The following is an 18408-nucleotide window of genomic DNA, read 5'->3' on the forward strand; positions in this document are numbered from 1 at the left end:
CTTACGCAAGGTATTGAACCGCCGTATACGGAACCGTACGTACGGTGGTGTGAGAGGTCGACTAGCCAATTAATGGCTAGTCACCTACTCGATTATTTTTTGATTTAATTACCCAAGAATAGCTAAATAAATTTCGTAAAGAAGAGGGGGTTAATTTTTGCACTCTTCATAATGCAAAAACTTGTATAGAATATTATGGTAAGGTTTGCAATAATTACAAACGTAGGAGGAAGTAGTAGCCATGGCATTAAACGTATCAGATTTAGAATTTAAACTTCTACAAATTTTAATAGACAAGGATCAATATCAGTCAATAAATACTATTGCAGAACAGTTAAATTTTTCAAGACGTTCAACTTATTATTACATGAAAAGCGTATCAGAAAAATTAATTCAAAATAAAATAGACCCTCCGAGAAATATTAAAGGACAAGGATACTATTTATCAGAACAAAGTAAGGAACAGTTAAATTTCATTTTTAGTACTGATAACAATAAAAATATTTATAGAAAACAAGAAAAAAAGTTTAGTGCTAAAGAACGACAAGCGATTACATTGATTTTAATGTTTGGGCTAAGTTCATATGCAACTATTTCGAAATTAGCAGAAATATTTAATGTTACGCGAAATACTATTGTGAATGATTTTAGTGTAATAAAAGGTAATTTATTGGAATATGATTTTTCTGTAATCGGTACTTCTACAGGACATCATTTTACTGGCAATGAATTTGCCATCAGAAATTATTTTCAAGAACACTTAGCGGAATTTCTTACTGGATTAAATAGTCTTTATAAAATGGAGAATTCTTCTGATTTATTGGACTTTAAAAATTTTTCTGAACTTATAGTAATGATAAAAGATTGGATGCATAAGGTTGAATTTCAAAGTTCTAGTTCTTTTTCAGATGACGCTATACGTAGTATGCAAAACTTTTACGCTTTGGTTTTGTTGCGTATTTTATCTAAGCATACTTTGTCTTTTCATTCATTAAATAAGCAAAAGGAAGGTTATGAAGAACTACAAGAGCGCAAAGAATTTGAAATGGCTGGGGATTTTTTAGCTCATATAGGGATAGATACTGAGGAATATAAAGAAGAAGTATTTTACTTAGAAAGTTTGTTACTCAGTAGCCAGTTAAAGGAAATTCGTTCTACTAATAACTTAGATATAAAAAAACAAGTGCAAAAGTCTACTAATCAAATAATTAATAATTTTAAGTATTTAGCCGAAGCTAATTTTAAAAATGAGAAGCAATTGAAAGATGAGCTCTATGTTCATATGTTATCGACGTATTATAGAGTTAAATTTAACCATCAATATAAAGATAGCGCTGTGTTATCTATTAAAGAAAACTATCCGGAAATTTATACTTATACAAGTATTTCAATAGATTCATTTGAAAAATTAACTTCTCAGCCGTTAAATGATAATGAGATTGGGCTAATTGCTATTTATTTTGGTGCTCATTTGTTAAATCAAGAAAGCAGATATTTAGAAATTTTACTTGTGTGTTCCTCAGGACTGGGCACTTCTCAGTTATTAAAAAATCAACTAGCTACGATATTTCCAGGCTGTATATTACGTGGACCAGTTACTAAGAGGGATTATGATAATTTTTCTGTAATTACTTCAGATGTTGTAATTTCTACGATTCCGCTTAAAGAGAAAGAAAAGCAGGTAGTTGTAGTTAACCCAGTTATGAATGAAGCCGAAGTTAGTCAATTAAGAAAGCAATTTATTTCTGATAATTTGATCAATGTAAATGGTATTGATAAACAATTTACAGCATTAATGGATGTTATTGCTGATAATACGAATATCATTAACGTAGATGCGTTAGAAAATGGGGTCAAGGAAGTGTTATCACGCTCACTAAATCCTCGTATACCATTGAAAGGAGGCTATCAGCCTTTGTTGAGTGAGTTATTAAATGAAGAAACTATACAGTTCTCTGAAAGTGAAGGCTTAAATTGGGAAAAAGCTATCCGATTGGCAGCAACACCATTAAAAAATAATGGAAACGTTGCAGATAGTTATATTGAAGCAATGATTGAAAATGTAAAAAAGAATGGCCCATATATTAATATTGGAGATCGAGTAGCGTTAGCACATGCTCGACCTGAACAAGGAGTGAAAGAACTAGGGATGGCTGTTTTAAAATTAAACAACCCAATTGATTTAATCGATCACGACCATCCTATACAGCTTATCTTCGTTTTGGCCGCTATTGATGATCAGTCTCATTTGAAAGCTTTATCAGAGTTAGCTAATATCTTGAATGATAAGAACAAATTACAATTACTTATAGACGCAAAAGATCCGTCTGATATACAACAATTAATTTTAGAAGGAGAAGATCAATGATGAAAATAGCAGCAGTATGTAGCTCAGGTTTGGGCTCAAGTTTTATGGTAGAAATGAATATGCAAGAGGTTTTAAATGATTTAGGAGTAGCTGATCAAGTTGAAGCGACCCATATGGATATGGGAGGAGCAGAAGTAAATGATGCAGATCAGTTTTTTGTAGGGAAAGATTTAGCAGATGCAGCTGCGGATCAATTCGGAGATAAAGTTACAGTTTTAAATAGTTTGATAGATAAAGATGAGCTTAGGGGAAAAATTAATTCGTTTTTACAAGAGCAAGGTATTTTGGACTAAGGGGGGTAAAAAGGCTATGCAAGCAACACTTAATGTCATTATAAGTATTGTTAGAACACCAGCTATCCTAGTTGCTTTAATTGCTGTATTGGGATTATCTCTTCAAAAGAAATCTATGTCAGATATTATTGGTGGAGGAATTAAAACATTTCTAGGTTTTCTGGTTTTAACTGGAGGAGCTGATCTTGTATCAGAGTCTTTAGAACCGTTAGGGAAAATGTTTATTCATACTTTCAATGTACAAGGTGTCGTTCCCAACAATGAGGCAGTTGTAGGCACATTGCTAGTCGAGTTTGGTACTGTTGCAGCATTGATTATGTTAGTAAGTATGATTGTAAACGCTCTTTTAGCTCGTTTTACTTACTTTAAATATATTTATCTATCTGGTCATGTAATGTTATATATGGCAGCAATGCTAGCAGTTCTTTTAGATGTTATCGGTTTTAGCGAGGTTACGGCAGTTCTTACTGGTGGTCTTATATTAGGAATGGCTAATACTGCTATGCCCGCTTTAGTCCAACCCTTTATGCGTGAAGTGACTCAAAGCGATACAGTAGCTTTAGCGCATACAGGAGATTTTGGTTATGCTGTTTCAGGGGTAATCGCTAAGTTTTTTGGGAATAAATCAAAAACAACAGAGGATTTAAATATACCGAAAAGTGTATCTTTTTTACGTGACTCAAACATTGCTATCACGCTAACTATGTCAATTATTTATGTGATTATGGTTTTATTTGCAGGACCTGACTATGTTAATGAAATGAGCGGTGGCCTTAATTATATTGTATTTGCTTTTGTTCAAGCAGGTACTTTTGCAGCTGGCGTTTATGTGATCTTATCGGGAGTTCGTTTAATTTTGAATCAAATAATTCCAGCGTTTAAAGGGATTTCACAAAGCTTAGTGCCGAACTCAGTACCAGCTTTAGATGCACCGGTTGTTTTCCCGTATGCACCTAATGCCGTTATTGTAGGTTTCTTCTCAAGTTTTGTAGGCGGTATTATTAGTATGTTAGCCATGGTTATTATGAACACTACGATTGTCATTCCTGGAGTAGTCGCTCATTTTATGTGTGGTGCAGCATCTGGTGTTATTGGTAATCAAGTTGGTGGCAGACGTGGTGCTGTATTAGGAGCGTTTATTCAAGGCATTGCTATAAGTTTTATTCCACTAGCATTGGTTCCAATGATGGGTGAAGCTGGTCTAGGTAATGCTACTTTTTCAGATTCAGACTTTGGCGTTGTTGGGTCATTAGTAGGTTATATAGGCAATGCTGGAGGTCAAGTTGCAGTAGTCATTACTACTCTAGTTGCTCTAGTACTTCTTTTCTGGGCTTCTCATTTGGTTAAAAACCGTTCCAAAAAAGTTAGTGAATAGAACGGGATGATAAAATAAGATTATAAAAAAACTGTTTACCATTTTCTTTGGTAAGCAGTTTTTTACTGAGTTTTCACTTTTTTGTAGTGGTATTTTCTTCTTCCTTTTTTGCAGGAGCTAGTTCTTCCATAACGGTTTGAGCTACTTTTTTAGGAAGGCCTGCTTCTTGCAATTCTTCTATAGTGGCTTGTTGGATTCCTTTAAGCGATTTGAACTTTTTCAATAGGTTCTTTTTTCGTTTAGGCCCTAGTCCTGTAACATCGTCAAGCTTAGAAGAAAAGCTATTTTTGCTGCGTAATTGACGATGGAAAGTAATAGCAAAACGGTGAACCTCATCTTGGATTCGTTGCAATAAGAAAAATTCGGTTGAACTGCGCTCTAGCGTTACCGGATGCAAGTCTTCTCCAAATAGCAATTCACTGGTTTTATGTTTGTCATCTTTAGCTAAACCAGCAATTGGGATATCTACCCCTAATTGATTTTCTAGGACGTCTTTTGCCACATCTACTTGGCCTTTACCACCGTCAATTAAAATCAAGTCAGGCAAGCTACTCCCTTCTTTTAACACCCGAGAGTAGCGACGATAAATCACTTCCCGCATAGAAGCGTAATCGTCAGGTCCATCTACTGTTTTAATTTTATATTTTCGATAATCTTTTTTAGATGGCTTACCGTCAATAAAGACAACCATTGCAGAAACAGGATCTGTTCCCATGGTATTTGAATTATCAAAAGCTTCAATTCGAACAGGAGTTGGCACATTTAAAGCTTGTCCTAGTTTTTCAACTGCTCCGACAGTTCGTTCTTGAGCTCGTTCGATTAGGTCAAATTTTTCTTTCAAGCTAACTTGCGCGTTTTTATTCGCAAGAGCGACTAGTTTCTTTTTTTGCCCTCGTTGAGGTTGTAAAACTTTTGTATCTAGCAATGCTTCTACGGCATTTTTATCAATATCATTCGGGATTAACACTTCTTTTGGAATAAAGTGTTCATTTTTTTGATAAAATTGTCCTACATAAGTTAAGAAGTCATCCATTTCTTCTTTATAGAATGGGAAAATCGAAGCATCGCGTTGAATCATTCTTCCTTGACGGATGAAAAACGCTTGGACACACATCCAGCCTTTGTCCACTGTATAACCGAAAACATCTTTATCTTTTAGATCAGTGGATGTCATTTTTTGTTGTGTCATAATCGTATCAATGGCATTGACTTGATCTCGCAATTCAGCTGCTTTTTCAAATTCCATATGCTTTGCAGCTTCATCCATTTGTACTTGTAAAGCTTGTTGGACATCTTTATAGCCACCATTAAAAAAATGTTTAATTTCTTTAACGATTTTAGTATAAACAGCTGGGTCCACATTGAAAGCATAAGGACACAGACATTGCCCTAAATGATAATATAAACAAGGTGTCTTTTGGTGGGGCCCACATTTACGTAACGGAAAGATGCGATCCAAAATTTTCTTTGTTTCATTAGCAGCGCCAATGTCTGGATAAGGACCGAAATACTCCGCTCCATCTTTTAACACTTTACGTGTAATCATTAATCGCGGATATTTTTCATTCGTTATTTTGATAAAAGGGTAAGTTTTATCATCTTTTAACATAATATTATATCTAGGTAAATTTTCTTTAATAAGATTATTTTCTAGTAATAATGCCTCAATATTTGATTCTGTGACGATATATTCAAAATCTGCAATTTCACTTACTAAATGTTCTGTTTTTGTATCGTGTCCGCCAGTAAAATACGAACGCACTCGATTTTTTAAAATTTTGGCTTTACCAATATATATAATTGTCCCAGTGTTATCTTTCATAATATAACAACCAGGTTGATCAGGAAGTATGGCTAATTTATTTTTTATTTGTTGATTCATTTCATCACCTTATTTAGGTTCACAAAAATAGTTCTCAAACCTTTTAGTTATTGAGAACTTATGTTCATTATAAGCGAAAACCGGGAAAAATTCAATCATCCTGCCTATTTAGCCCATTGTCTAGCTTTCTTTCTTCCTATTCTAAATAGTTATTTTTACAAATTGAGTTAGACGCTGCTTTATTTTGCGTATACAATAAAAGAGAGTACGTAATGAATTGGAGGTAGAAAAATGGAAGAGTTACGTGTATTAGTTTCTAATGGAATGTTGGGTTATGGTTTTCCTTTCGAAGATTTTGAACGCGGTATCAAAAGGCAACCTCACGCAATTGTTGTTGATGCCGGTTCGACAGATTCTGGTCCGCAAAAATTAGCTTTAGGAGAAATGACATGTCCTGAATCCGCTTATTATAAGGAGCTCTCGACCATGATACCAGCAGCTAAAAAGGCTGGGATTCCGTTAATTATAAGCTCAGCTGGGGGTGACGGAACGAATGAGCATGTGGACTTATTTGTCAAGATAGTCGAACAGATCGCAAATGAACAAGAATTGCCCCTTCAATTAGCTAAAATTTATAGTGATATCCCTAAAGATCAGCTCAATAGAGCTTTACAATCAGATAAAATAACAGAAATGCAAAATGTACCTCAGCTAACACAAGAAGAAATCGAACAAGCAACCGTAGTAACAGCCCAAATGGGGGCAGAACCTTATCTTTCTTTATTAGAAGGGGAAAATCAACCTGATGTGATTATTGGGGGACGTACGTATGATCCGGCGCCAACAGCTGCTTTAGGAATGTACTATGGTTTTGATCCAGCTTTGGCTTGGCATATGGGAAAAATTATTGAGTGTGGTGCAATTTGTTGTGTACCAGCAGAAAAAACGGTACTTGGTACTTTACGTCAAGATCATTTCTTAATTGAACCGATGAGTCTTCATGCAAAAGCGATGCCACATACCGTTGCAGCGCATACCATGTATGAAAAAAGTAGCGCTTTTCATTTGCCTGGACCAGGAGGGACATTAAATTTAGAAAACTGTGAATTTAAAGCAGAAAGCGATCGTGTGACGCGTGTTTCTGGAAGTCAATTTGTAAAAGGTGAAAATTACACGGTGAAATTAGAAGGAGCTAAAGTTGTTGGCTACCGTTCAATTACCGTTATGGGTGTGCGCGACCCTATTTTAATTGACCAAGTGGATGAAGCATTAACTTATGTTCGAGAACAAATAGAAAAAGAACTTCCTGAGGAATGTGCACAGTCACAAATTATTTTCCATTCGTATGGGAAAAACGCCATCATGAAAAATTTAGAAAGCTTAGCTAATGAAGTAGGTCATGAAATGTGTGTAATCGCAGAAGTAGCTGCACCAACACAAGAAATGGCCCAGTTAGTCGTCAATCGAATTCGTACAACATTATTACATTATGGTTATCCAGGACGCATAGCGACTTCTGGTAATATTGGGATACCATTTACGCCTTTAGAAATCCCTCTAGGTAAAGTTTGTCAATTTAATGTGTATCATTTATTAGAAATAGAAGATTCTGTAAAGCAATTTTCAGCATCAATTCAGGAGGTGGGAAAATGACTCAATTACGAGATTACGCACGTGTTATTTGTAGTAAAAATTCAGGCCCATTTGAGTTAACGTTTGATATTTTATTTGATAATTTGGAGGATTATGACCATTTCGTCGCCAGCGATGTTTTAACTAAAGAAAGTTTTGCTAAATTATATCAATTAAAAGTAAGCGATATTATTACTTTTGAACATGTAAAACCAGCTCGAGGGATTAAAATCACAATACCAAGACCGTGGTCTCAAGGATCGGTAGGAGAAAGTGATATGCATGGTTCGCAACAATACGCTAATCTTTTATCCATTGAAATCCCAGAGAAATAAAAAATGATAGAGTAGGCTGTTTAAAATTCATCAGCCTACTTTTTTATCCAAAAGGCGGTCAATCTTATTGTTGGTTTATGTTAAAATAAGGAAGACAAATGAAGAGAGAGAAAAAAGCATGCGAGATTTAACGTTAGGTCAGCTATACAATAAGATGCTAGATGAAATGGGACCACAAGGTTGGTGGCCGGCTGAAAGCAAAGTTGAAATTATATTGGGCGCGATCTTAGTGCAAAATACGAATTGGAAGAATGTTGAAAAATCGTTAACAAATATCAAAGCAATTACAGAATTTGCGCCTGAAAAAGTTAGTGAATTGAATAAAGAATATCTGATGTCATTGATTCTTCCGAGTGGATTTTATCAAAATAAAAGCAAGGCAATTATAGAAATCTTTCAGTGGCTAAAGAAATATCGTTTTGATTTAAAAAGAATGAAAGAGATCTATGGGGAACAGTTGCACTCGCAGCTACTTTTATTACATGGAATCGGAGAAGAAACGGCAGATGTTTTATTACTTTATGTTTTTGACGAAAAAGTGTTTATAGCAGATAAGTATACGCAAAAACTTTTTACTTTTTTACAGGTCGAAGGAATAAAGAATTATTCGTCATTAAAAAAGCTTGTTCCTGAGTTGTCTCATTTTACGCTTAATCAAGCGCAGGAGTTTCATGGGCTACTCGATGAGTTCGGAAAGGTTTATGTAAAAAACCAAGCCACTTTTACAGCTAGCTTTCTAGCTGGCTATCGATTGATTTTAACCAATAGAAAGTAGGGAAGCTATGAAAGAAGAAAATTGTACCTATTATTTAATGGGTACCGTCATCAAATTATGGATTCAACATGAGCAAGAAAATGAATTTCTGCCCGAAGCTGAGCGTCGGTTAATCGATTATGAAAAACGATTTAGTGCCAATGACGATGCTTCAGAATTAATGGTCATTAATCATCAAGCAGGAGTTGCGCCTGTCAAGGTAGATGAGGATTTATTTGAGCTGATTCAATTAGGAAAAAAACATAGTCTGCCTAAAACTAGTTTTTTAAATATTGCTATTGGCCCGTTGATTCAAGCTTGGCATATTGGGTTTGATAACGCTCATCGCCCATCGGATCAAACAATCCAATGGTTATTACAACGTATCAATCCTCAAGATATTTATATGAATGAAGGACATAGGACAGTTTTTTTAAAGAAAAAAGGCATGTCTCTTGATTTAGGAGCTATTGCTAAGGGCTACTTTGCTGATCAATTACTAGCTTATTTTAAAGAAAATCATGTTCACTCAGCATTAATTGATTTAGGAGGGAACGTATTAACTTATGGGGACGCTTCGAACCATGAAGATGGGTTGTGGCGTATTGGCATACAAAATCCTTTTTCAAAGCGAGGGGAGTTAGCGACAGTGCTGAAGGTAAAGAATCAATCTGTCGTGACCTCAGGGATTTACGAGCGAACGAATGAATTGAATGGAGAAACATTTCATCATATTTTCGATCAGGAAACTGGATACCCGCTTGAGACCAATGTGGCTAGCGTTACGATTGTTTCTGAAAAATCTGTCGATGGGGAAGTCTGGACGACTCGTTTATTTGGTAAACCAGCTAAAGAAATTATTGAGCTATTAAATAATATGGAAGAAATCGAAGGCGTGGTTATCACGAAAGAAGGGCAACTTTTCTATTCGAACGCTTTAGAATCTCAAGTAATACAATAATAACTTATTCCCTTTGACAAACAAAATTGTTGCGTAATAAATAGAATAAAGTTAGTATAGGAACAGAATAAATCGTGCGCGATTGAATGTCGCAACAAAGGAAGTGTTTAAATGGCAAAAAAATATGATGTCGTCATTATTGGGGCAGGGCCAGCTGGTATGACAGCAGCGCTTTATGCTTCCAGAGCAAACTTATCTGTTATGCTATTGGACCGTGGAATTTATGGCGGACAAATGAATAATACGGCGGAAATTGAAAATTACCCAGGATTTAAATCGATCTTAGGTCCTGATTTATCACAAGAAATGTATGATTCAGCGATTCAATTTGGTGCTGATTTTGGCTATGGGACAGTTAAGTCCGTGACGGATCAAGGAAATTATAAAACGATTGAAACAGATGCGGGTGATTATGAAACAAAGGTAGTTATTATTGCTACAGGGTCCAATTATAAGGACCTAGGAGTGCCTGGTGAAGAAGAATATCGTGGCCGCGGTGTTTCAAATTGTGCCGTTTGTGACGGGGCTTTTTTCCGTAACCAACATGTCGTCGTCATTGGTGGCGGTGATTCTGCAGTAGAAGAAGGAGAGTACTTAACACGTCTAGTGGATAAAGTTACAATTATTCATCGTCGTGATGAATTAAGAGCCCAACAAATCATCCAAAATCGCGCTTTTAAAAATGATAAAATTGATTTTATTTGGGATAGCAATGTCCAAGAGATTACTGGAGATGGCAATAAAGTTACTGGCGTTAAAGGTATCAATAATAAAACCGGTGAACCTTTTGCAGTAGACGCAGGAGGCACGTTTATTTACGTTGGTATTGAGCCAATGAGTGATCCCTTTAGATCTCTAAATATTACAGATAATGAGGGCTGGCTTATTACGAATGATGATATGGAAACTTCTATACCAGGAATTTTTGCTATAGGTGATATTCGTAAGAAAAACTTGCGTCAAGTAGTCACTGCGACAAGCGATGGGGGTATTGCTGGCCAAAACGCTTACCAATATATTACAGAATTAGAAGACAAAATCGAAGCAGCGAATGTGTAATCATAAAAACAAAGGGTGGCTTTAAATGGAACAAATGACAGATACAAGATTAGCTGACCAACTTTGTTTTTCAATTTATAATACGAATCGGCTTTTTGCGAAGTTTTATCAAAAAGCGTTAGAACCTTATCAATTGACTTATACACAATATATTGTGTTGTTAGCTCTTTGGGAGCAAGACTGCAAAACGCTTAGCGATTTAGCAAAAGAGTTGGAGCTAGCAAGTAACACACTGACGCCGCTGTTAAAACGCTTAGAGACGGCTGGTTGGTTAACTCGATGTCGTGCTGAAAATGATCAACGACAATTAATGATACAGTTGACTGAAAAAGGAAAAGAGCAAAAATCAGCTATTGAAAAACGTCTGGAGCAATGTATGAACGAACAAGTAGCAATCGATGTTGACCAGTATTATCGTATGTTACAAGATAATCAACGTTTGATGGAAGGTTTAAAGGATTATGTAGGCTCTTAACCAAGAAGCCAGCTTTTTAAGGGGAAGTGACTGTTTATGGCAACAATCTATGATTTTAAAGAAACCGAAATGAGTGGAACGACACTAAATTTAAGTGATTATAAAGGAAAAGTTGTCATTATTGTAAACACAGCAAGTAAGTGTGGTCTTGCGCCACAACTTGAAAGTCTGGAAAATTTGTATCAGAAATATCAACAAAATGGTTTAGAAGTATTGGGGTTGCCTTCAAATCAGTTTCGTCAAGAGTTGGATGATGATGAGCAGACCAATGATTATTGTAAAGTTCATTATGGTGTTACTTTTCCGATGACTAAACGAGTAGCAGTCAATGGTGATAAAGAAGATCCATTGTTTACTTATTTAAAAAAAGCGGCCGGTCATGGCAAAATTAAATGGAACTTTACTAAATTTTTGGTTGGGCGCTCTGGAGAAGTGATTAAACGTTATGCACCACAAACGAAACCAGAAAAAATGGAAGAAGCCATTGTTGAGGCATTAAAAGCAGAGTAATGGATTAAAAATAATAAATTTATGAAGGAGGACATTTATTATGAGTGTAAATGTAACAACAGATCAAACATTTGAACAAGATACAGCTAGCGGAGTAACTTTAACAGACTTTTGGGCAACTTGGTGTGGCCCATGTAAGATGCAATCACCAGCAATTGAACAGTTATCTGAAGAAATGGGTGACAAGGTAACCTTTAATAAAATGGATATTGATGAAAATCCAGAAACACCAAGTAAGTTTGGGATTATGAGTATTCCTACTTTATTGATAAAAAAAGATGGGGAAGTCGTTGATACTTTAGTCGGGTTTCATCCAAAAGAACAAGTAGAACAAGCTTTAGAACCCTATATTGGTTAAAAAAAGCGTCTGAGTAAATAAAATTTTACTTAGACGCTTTTTTTACCAAGGATTGTAAGGTTTGTTAACTTAATTTAGCTGTGTTAGATTGAAAGTGGAAGTTTTAGGAAAATGATATATAAATTATGAGAAGAATGAGGTGGGAATATGCAAAGCACGCAAATGTCTATGGATATCTTAGATCGCGCGCAAGAACGTCTTGTTGACACTTTGAATCAAATGGATATGCAACGAGCCAATACGATGCCTACGCCAATCATCAAGTCTGTTACTTGGCTTATTTGGCATACAGCAAGAGAGCTTGATCTTCAAATTTCAGAACTTAATGGCAGTGAACCTATGTGGACAAGCCAAGGATGGAATACGAAGTTCTCTTTAGATTTGCCAGACGATACGCAAGACTATATACACACACCTGAAGAAGCGGTTAAGGTGAAAGTAAATGATAGACAATTATTAGTTGATTATCTAGACGCTGCTGTTAAGATGACAAAATCTTATCTTGAACAGCTGAATGATGATGCGCTTGACGAAGTTATTGATAGAAATTGGACTCCTGTGGTTACTCGTCAGGCACGAATTGTTTCTATTATTGATGATGCTGACATGCATTCAGGACAAGCTGTTTATACAAGAAGATTAGTGATTGGCGAGTAGACATATACGTATAAAAAAAGTCCAGCACTCAAATCTGAGTACTGGGCTTTTTTATTATGGGCAATTATTTCAAATCTTGCCATTGCCAACTTTGTACTTCACTGATATCATCGCCATTTTCACGAATGTAATCATGATGATATTGCAACATTGCGTCCATTTTCTTAGCAAAGTCTTCTGATTTTTCAGGAGAAACAATCGTTGCAGCATCTTTTGCTAAATGGAAACGATCCAATTCATTTTTCACACGCATATCAAATGGTGTTGTGATATCGCCATTTTCACGATAACCATGAATACTTACATTGCGGTTGTGACGCGTGAAGAAAATATCACGAATTAATCCTTCATAACCATGGAAGGCAAATACGACGGGTTTATCTTTGGTAAACAACTTGTCGAAATCTTCATCGCTTAGACCACGTGGATCTACATCAGGATGACGTAATTTCAAAAGGTCTACCACGTTAATAAAGCGAATTTTTATTTCAGGAAATTGTTCATGTAATATCGAGATTGCTGCCAGAGATTCTAGGTTTGGCTCAGAACCAGCAGCTGCAAACACAATATCAGGTTCTTCTCCGTCATCTGTACTTGCCCACTCAATTTTTTTCGCTCCTTGATCGACAATTTCTTGTGCTTCTTCAGCAGAATAAAACTGTGGTCTTGGATGTTTGCTAGATGTAATCAAGTTAATGACGTCTTCCTCTTTAAAGGATTTATCCATGACTGCCATCAAGGAATTAGCATCTGCTGGCAAATATTCACGAATATGCTCTGGTTTTTTCTCAGCTAAATGCGTAATAACACCTGGATCTTGGTGAGTGTACCCATTATGATCTTGTTGGAATACCGTAGAAGACGAAATAATATTTAATGATGGATAAGGTTTACGCCAACTTTTTTCGCTAGCTTTACGAATCCATTTGAAATGTTGCGTTAACATGGAATCAACGATCCGCAAGAATGCTTCATAGCTGGCAAAAAATCCATGTCTACCTGTTAATACATAGCCTTCCAAGAAGCCTTCAGCTTGATGTTCAGATAATTGACCATCAATGACTCTTCCAACCGCAGATTGCCATTCATCTGATAGTTCTCTTGGTTCAACCCATTGGCGATTTGTCACCTTAAACATATTGTTTAGTCGGTTTGATTTTGTTTCGTCAGGACCAAAAGCACGGAAATTTGTCGGGTTATTTTCCATAATATCTGCTATAAAATCACCAAGGACCATCATGTCTTGATCGATATGTGCTCCGTGAGTGGAAGTATCCACCGCGTGTTTGCGCCAATCAGGCATATCTAATGATTTCGGATCAAGCCCTCCGTTTGTGATTGGGTTGACCGACATCCGTTGGTTTCCCTTAGGAGAAATTTCTTTAATTGAATCAATGATTTTACCATTTTCATCAAATAATTCTTCTGGGTCATAAGATTTCAACCATTCTTCCAAATCTTTGGCGTATTCCATGTGTTCAGCATCCACTGGAATAGGGACCTGATGAGCACGAAATGTTCCGGCAACTTGTTCTTTGTCCCAAGTTTCTGGGCCACTCCAACCTTTAGGCGTGCGGAAAATAATTACAGGCCAATGAGGCATTTTAACCTCTTCAGCTGATTTTTGACGAGCTTCTTGTTGGATCGATTGAATTTCTGTGATTACATTGTCCAATGTTTCCGCCATTAGTGGATGCATATTTTCAGGGTCATCACCTTCAACAAAATAAGGTTTCCAACCCATCCCTTCAAAATATTTTTTCAAGTCTTCATCACTTTTACGTGCTAAAATCGTTGGATTCGCAATTTTAGCTCCATTTAAATGTAAGATAGGCAAAATAGCGCCATCATTGACAGGGTTAATAAAATTGTTTGACATCCAACTAGCCGCTAATGGACCTGTTTCTGCTTCTCCGTCACCAATAACAGTAGCTGCGATAACATCTGGATTATCTAAAACAGCGCCGGCCGCATGGGACATGGAATAACCTAATTCGCCACCTTCATGAATAGAGCCTGGAGTTTCTGGAGCTGCGTGAGAACCCATGCCACCAGGAAAAGAAAATCGTTTAAATAACTTTTTCAATCCGGCTTCATCTTGTGTGATATCTGGATAAATTTCTGAATAACTGCCATCTATATAAGAGTTAGAAACCATTACTTGGCCACCATGTCCTGGTCCTTCAATATAGAACATATTCAAATCAAATTTATTGATTACACGATTTAAATGCGTATAAATAAAGTTTTGTCCAGCAATTGTTCCCCAGTGACCGATAGGATGAATTTTGATATCTTCTTTTTCAATTGGACGTCGTAGCAAAGGATTGTCTTTTAAGAAAATTTGTGCAACAGAGATGTAGTTTGCTGCACGCCACCATGCATGCATTCTTTCTAAATATTCTTTAGAATCAATATTTACTGACATATGGATACTCCCTTTTTTGGTATTTTTTACTTAAATACTTCCGTGAATAGTTTAACATGTATTTCCTTATATGTAAAGTTTCATGGTATTTAATGCAATAAAAAGAAAAAAAGATTAAACAAATGAACTTATTTTAGTTAATTTGAGCCGATAATGTCCATTCGACGGTTGAATGAACATTATAAAGGAGAAACGATGTCCATTCAGGTGCTGAACGAACATTAAAAATGGAAAGGAATGTTCATTCAGAGGGTGAACGAACATTAAAAGGAGAAAAGGATGTTCATTCGACTGCTGAATGGACATTATAAAAGAGAAATGATGTTCATTCGGGTATTGAACGGAAATTAAAAAGGAAAGGGAATGGTCATTCACTGATTCAAGAACAAAAAAATCCGTCCGGTAGACCCGAACGGATATAAACTAACTTTTCTCCAATGAATGAAAATAATCCATTTCATCTTCAAACCAATATTCAAATAAAATTCCTTTATTTTTACGAGTAGACATATGCCCCGCTCTTTTTGCCACAGGAAAATACTTGCTTAAAATAAAAGCCAGGTAACGAGGATTTATAGAGTCTCCAAAGAAAAGTTGTAACTCCTTTCTTTTTAATTCACGGTCATGAAATAAAACACCAAATTCGCAAATAGTGCGGGCACAAGCAGTTACTTTAGGTTCTCGATGACCGCAGGAACAAACAATGAAATTATGGTTTTCAGTTGTCTGGAATCCATGACAAGAACGACAACAAATCCCTTTTTTAAAATATTTGATATCTTCAATAGGAATCCTTTTTTGTGACTTAAAAGCCGGAACACAATAGCGTTGTAAAATGGCTTTCCAATTGTTAACAGCGCTCGTCGTTTGGTAAGTATTTAATTCGTATAGCCAATTAGGGATATCTTGATAAAATAATACTTTTTCAGCTACATTATCCATAATTTCAATTGTTGCGTCAGGATTCATAAAAGCTAACACGCCTTCAACCTTTAGAGGAAGATGATGTTGATCAAAAATATTTTGTACCACTCGTTGGGCCTTGCGAAGTTGTTCAAAGATATTTTTTAGTAAGATTTTCCCGTTTTTATACCAATCTTCGAAAATTCACTCCTGTTGAAATGAATTTATTCTTCTCAATAGTTTCTAGAATGCGTGACAAGGGTGACGAAACTGTAAGGTTTTCATTTGATCAATTAAAAGAATTAAGTGCATATAAACCTACAGCAAATAACCGATTTATTGACGATATTGAAAGTACTTATCAAAAAATTTTAGGCTTACGCTTTGGAAGGCGTAGTAAAGATGGGCTGCATCGTGAATTTTTTGTTATGTTTACCGAATTTGAGATAAACGGCCATGCTGATGATCCTTATGTTGATATTAAAATTTACCCCAAAGCTATAAAATTATTAAATGAGCTGGAAAGTTGGGTTCGTTATGCTTTATCAGAATTCAGAGATTTAAAAAGTAGCTACGCAAAAACCATGTTTCGGTTACTAAAACAATTTAGAACTACTGGGTACGCTTACTTTTCAGTTGCAGACTTTAACGAGCTATTAGATGTCCCTAAAAGCTATAAAAGTAGCAATATAAATCAATCCGTTTTAAAACCCATCAAAGAGGAACTTACGCCTCTTTTTAGAGGCCTAACGGTTAGAAAAAAATATGGTAAAGGCCGCGGAAAACCAGTGATTGGGTATTCTTTTACTTGGAAGTCTGAAAAGAAAAACGCTAATGACTTCTCACAAGGTCAATTTCAAGATGAACGTCAAAAACTCTTTAACATTCAGCATAATGGTGAATTAACAGAGCAGGAAAAATGGCGCGCCATTGACAAGGTTAAGGGGTTAACTTTAGGCTCTACTGAGAAACAAGCATTGGCTGATAAACAGGCCGAGCACGATAAAAAAATAAGAGATCAAGCAAGACAAGAAGCTCTTGCTGAACTCCAAAAGGGGTTTGGAAATCATGCCTAAAACTATTAAGGAACTTGCTGATGAGTTTGGTGCATCAAAACAAGCCATTAGGAAAAAAACTAGATGCAAACTTTAGTTGTTGTTAATTCGGGATATTTACTGTTAAAGCAACATTCATTGGTGGCAACAACCAGAACCAAATCAATTATAGTTTAGCTTGAAGATTGATACCTAAAGAAAACCAATCGACAAGCAAAACTTAAACTTGGTTGTCGATTGGTTTTCTTGTCGTTTTTAACTTATAATTTAAGGCGGATTAATTAGGCGGTGAAACTATTGGGCAAGACTATTCGGCAACTTTCAGAAGAATTTAAATTGTCAAAACAAGCTATTAATCAACGTATTAATAGCATTAATGGCTTTCGAAGCAAACACACTTACAAAGTTAAAAACCATCTAGAAATAGACAACCAAGGCGTTAAAATGCTTGCTAATTTTGACAAGCAAAAACGACAAGAACGACAACCAAATCGGCAAGCTGAAAACGACAAGGACAAAAATATTGATCAGATCTTGCTGAAGCAACTTGATGTTAAAGATCAACAAATTGCAAATTTACAACAAGCCTTAGATCAGCAGCAAAAATTACAGATAGCAACGGTTGCAGAGAACCATCGATTAAAAGAACACGTTCAGAAACTGAGTGACTTGTTTGAATCTTCTAGTGCTACTCATCAGCAACAATTAAACGACAAGGGCGATACCTTGACGAATAGTTCTAATACCAGTCACATCAAGGATAAAAACGACAATCAAAATGAAAATAAAGTTGCTGAATATGGTAATAGACAAAAGAAAACATTTAAGAACAACACCAATAATAGTTGGTGGCATTTTTGGTGACAATCGGTAGATTGTAAAATTAATCCGAACGCTGTTCGGACAAAAAAGATCAGCTTCCTTTAAAATGGTGTTTACCACAAACCCATCTTTTAGGAGCTGATCTTTTGTCTAGTATAACCTATTCGGAACGAATTAAAATCGAAACTTTTTGTGAGCTAGGGCTGTCCAATAGCCAAATGGCTGATCGGTTAAAGCAATCACCAGCTACCATTTTTTATGAATTGTCGCGATGTCAACCTTATCAGGCTAAATTGGCCCAAGCAGATGCTGAATATAAGCGGGCACGATGTGGCCGTAAGACTAAACTGAATGATAAATTAAAGCAAACCATTCTCAACCATTTACGTCTAAGCTGGTCACCAGGAATGATTGCTCACGAATTTAAACTAGCTACTAAATCTATTTATAATTGGCTAAACCAGGGGAGAATTGGTTTCTCCTTGAATGATCTACCTGAACATGGCGTACGCCAACGGCGTAACGTTGACCAACGATCCAAATATAATCAATCTTTGGGGCGATCAATTGAACAGCGTCCCATGATGATTAATCAACGTAA

Annotated in this window: 17 protein-coding genes and 1 pseudogene; 15 read left to right on the forward strand and 3 right to left on the reverse strand. The window is 36.0% G+C overall.

The window, feature by feature from the left end:
* The first annotated feature begins 241 nt into the window (after positions 1-241).
* From G577_RS0107335 to G577_RS0107345, 3 genes are read left to right on the forward strand one after another with little or no spacing between them, the layout of a single operon-like run.
* A complete protein-coding gene (locus G577_RS0107335; protein ID WP_028790663.1) occupies positions 242-2368 on the forward strand; it encodes a BglG family transcription antiterminator in 2127 nt (708 codons plus the stop codon).
* Positions 2365-2661 carry a PTS sugar transporter subunit IIB gene (locus G577_RS0107340; RefSeq protein WP_028790664.1) on the forward strand — a complete coding sequence of 99 codons (297 nt, stop codon included), beginning with the start codon at positions 2365-2367 and terminating at the stop codon, positions 2659-2661. Before G577_RS0107335 ends, G577_RS0107340 begins: the two co-directional genes overlap by 4 nt.
* Positions 2662-2677: 16 nt before the next feature.
* Positions 2678-4036 carry a PTS ascorbate transporter subunit IIC gene (locus G577_RS0107345; protein WP_028790665.1) on the forward strand — a complete coding sequence of 453 codons (1359 nt, stop codon included), beginning with the start codon at positions 2678-2680 and terminating at the stop codon, positions 4034-4036.
* 73 nt (positions 4037-4109) lie between these two features.
* Here G577_RS0107345 and uvrC read toward each other — a convergent pair whose 3' ends face one another.
* Entirely contained in the window at positions 4110-5918 is a 1809-nt protein-coding gene (gene uvrC, locus G577_RS0107350) for an excinuclease ABC subunit UvrC (protein ID WP_028790666.1), read from the reverse strand.
* A 231-nt stretch (positions 5919-6149) separates the two neighbouring features.
* Here uvrC and G577_RS0107355 point away from each other — a divergent pair, with 231 nt between their 5' ends.
* From G577_RS0107355 to G577_RS0107395, 9 genes are all read left to right on the forward strand, one after another.
* A complete protein-coding gene (locus G577_RS0107355) occupies positions 6150-7511 on the forward strand; it encodes an acyclic terpene utilization AtuA family protein (protein ID WP_028790667.1) in 1362 nt (453 codons plus the stop codon).
* Positions 7508-7825 carry a DUF4387 domain-containing protein gene (locus G577_RS0107360; RefSeq protein WP_028790668.1) on the forward strand — a complete coding sequence of 106 codons (318 nt, stop codon included), beginning with the start codon at positions 7508-7510 and terminating at the stop codon, positions 7823-7825. The genes G577_RS0107355 and G577_RS0107360 overlap by 4 nt, the downstream gene beginning before the upstream one ends.
* A gap of 118 nt (positions 7826-7943) precedes the next feature.
* Positions 7944-8600 (forward strand): endonuclease III domain-containing protein, encoded by a 657-nt coding sequence (locus tag G577_RS0107365; RefSeq protein WP_028790669.1) that lies wholly within the window; start codon positions 7944-7946, stop codon positions 8598-8600.
* A gap of 7 nt (positions 8601-8607) precedes the next feature.
* Positions 8608-9540 (forward strand): FAD:protein FMN transferase, encoded by a 933-nt coding sequence (locus G577_RS0107370; RefSeq protein ID WP_028790670.1) that lies wholly within the window; start codon positions 8608-8610, stop codon positions 9538-9540.
* 111 nt (positions 9541-9651) lie between these two features.
* Positions 9652-10599: a thioredoxin-disulfide reductase gene (trxB, locus tag G577_RS0107375; protein WP_028790671.1), complete on the forward strand. Its 948-nt coding sequence runs from the start codon at positions 9652-9654 to the stop codon at positions 10597-10599.
* Between the two features lie 25 nt (positions 10600-10624).
* A complete protein-coding gene (locus G577_RS0107380) occupies positions 10625-11074 on the forward strand; it encodes a MarR family winged helix-turn-helix transcriptional regulator (RefSeq protein ID WP_155988498.1) in 450 nt (149 codons plus the stop codon).
* A gap of 36 nt (positions 11075-11110) precedes the next feature.
* Complete coding sequence (locus tag G577_RS0107385) at positions 11111-11584, forward strand: glutathione peroxidase (protein ID WP_028790673.1); 474 nt, start codon at positions 11111-11113, stop codon at positions 11582-11584.
* Between the two features lie 40 nt (positions 11585-11624).
* Positions 11625-11942, forward strand: a complete 318-nt coding sequence (trxA, locus tag G577_RS0107390) for a thioredoxin (protein WP_028790674.1) — start codon at positions 11625-11627, stop codon at positions 11940-11942.
* Between the two features lie 147 nt (positions 11943-12089).
* A complete protein-coding gene (locus G577_RS0107395; protein ID WP_028790675.1) occupies positions 12090-12599 on the forward strand; it encodes a DinB family protein in 510 nt (169 codons plus the stop codon).
* A gap of 64 nt (positions 12600-12663) precedes the next feature.
* On the opposite strand, the gene G577_RS0107400 is transcribed toward G577_RS0107395, so the two are convergent.
* A complete protein-coding gene (locus tag G577_RS0107400; RefSeq protein WP_028790676.1) occupies positions 12664-15027 on the reverse strand; it encodes a phosphoketolase family protein in 2364 nt (787 codons plus the stop codon).
* A gap of 423 nt (positions 15028-15450) precedes the next feature.
* Entirely contained in the window at positions 15451-16059 is a 609-nt protein-coding gene (locus G577_RS0107405; RefSeq protein WP_028790677.1) for a hypothetical protein, read from the reverse strand.
* 65 nt (positions 16060-16124) lie between these two features.
* Between G577_RS0107405 and G577_RS11235 the strand changes: the two are divergent.
* The 3 genes and pseudogenes from G577_RS11235 to G577_RS0107425 all read left to right on the forward strand — a co-directional run.
* A pseudogene (locus G577_RS11235) lies at positions 16125-17006 on the forward strand (replication initiation protein); the annotation flags it as partial.
* A gap of 276 nt (positions 17007-17282) precedes the next feature.
* Positions 17283-17849 (forward strand): DUF536 domain-containing protein, encoded by a 567-nt coding sequence (locus G577_RS0107420; RefSeq protein ID WP_028790678.1) that lies wholly within the window; start codon positions 17283-17285, stop codon positions 17847-17849.
* 104 nt (positions 17850-17953) lie between these two features.
* A partial coding sequence (locus G577_RS0107425; protein WP_028790679.1) for a helix-turn-helix domain-containing protein occupies positions 17954-18408 on the forward strand: 455 nt, incomplete at its 3' end.

This window comes from Tetragenococcus muriaticus DSM 15685 (assembly GCF_000423785.1).
In the GTDB taxonomy this organism is placed as follows: domain Bacteria; phylum Bacillota; class Bacilli; order Lactobacillales; family Enterococcaceae; genus Tetragenococcus; species Tetragenococcus muriaticus.

Bases quoted from the DNA above. Each gene is read 5' to 3' on its own strand.
- G577_RS0107370 (WP_028790670.1), top strand. From the start codon at position 8,608: ATGAAAGAAGAAAATTGTACCTATTATTTAATGGGTACCGTCATCAAA.
- G577_RS0107365 (WP_028790669.1), top strand. From the start codon at position 7,944: ATGCGAGATTTAACGTTAGGTCAGCTATACAATAAGATGCTAGATGAA.
- G577_RS0107400 (WP_028790676.1), bottom strand. From the start codon at position 15,027: ATGTCAGTAAATATTGATTCTAAAGAATATTTAGAAAGAATGCATGCA.
- uvrC (WP_028790666.1), bottom strand. From the start codon at position 5,918: ATGAATCAACAAATAAAAAATAAATTAGCCATACTTCCTGATCAACCT.
- trxB (WP_028790671.1), top strand. From the start codon at position 9,652: ATGGCAAAAAAATATGATGTCGTCATTATTGGGGCAGGGCCAGCTGGT.
- G577_RS0107340 (WP_028790664.1), top strand. From the start codon at position 2,365: ATGATGAAAATAGCAGCAGTATGTAGCTCAGGTTTGGGCTCAAGTTTT.
- G577_RS0107345 (WP_028790665.1), top strand. From the start codon at position 2,678: ATGCAAGCAACACTTAATGTCATTATAAGTATTGTTAGAACACCAGCT.
- G577_RS0107360 (WP_028790668.1), top strand. From the start codon at position 7,508: ATGACTCAATTACGAGATTACGCACGTGTTATTTGTAGTAAAAATTCA.
- G577_RS0107385 (WP_028790673.1), top strand. From the start codon at position 11,111: ATGGCAACAATCTATGATTTTAAAGAAACCGAAATGAGTGGAACGACA.
- G577_RS0107395 (WP_028790675.1), top strand. From the start codon at position 12,090: ATGCAAAGCACGCAAATGTCTATGGATATCTTAGATCGCGCGCAAGAA.
- G577_RS0107355 (WP_028790667.1), top strand. From the start codon at position 6,150: ATGGAAGAGTTACGTGTATTAGTTTCTAATGGAATGTTGGGTTATGGT.
- trxA (WP_028790674.1), top strand. From the start codon at position 11,625: ATGAGTGTAAATGTAACAACAGATCAAACATTTGAACAAGATACAGCT.
- G577_RS0107335 (WP_028790663.1), top strand. From the start codon at position 242: ATGGCATTAAACGTATCAGATTTAGAATTTAAACTTCTACAAATTTTA.
- G577_RS0107380 (WP_155988498.1), top strand. From the start codon at position 10,625: ATGGAACAAATGACAGATACAAGATTAGCTGACCAACTTTGTTTTTCA.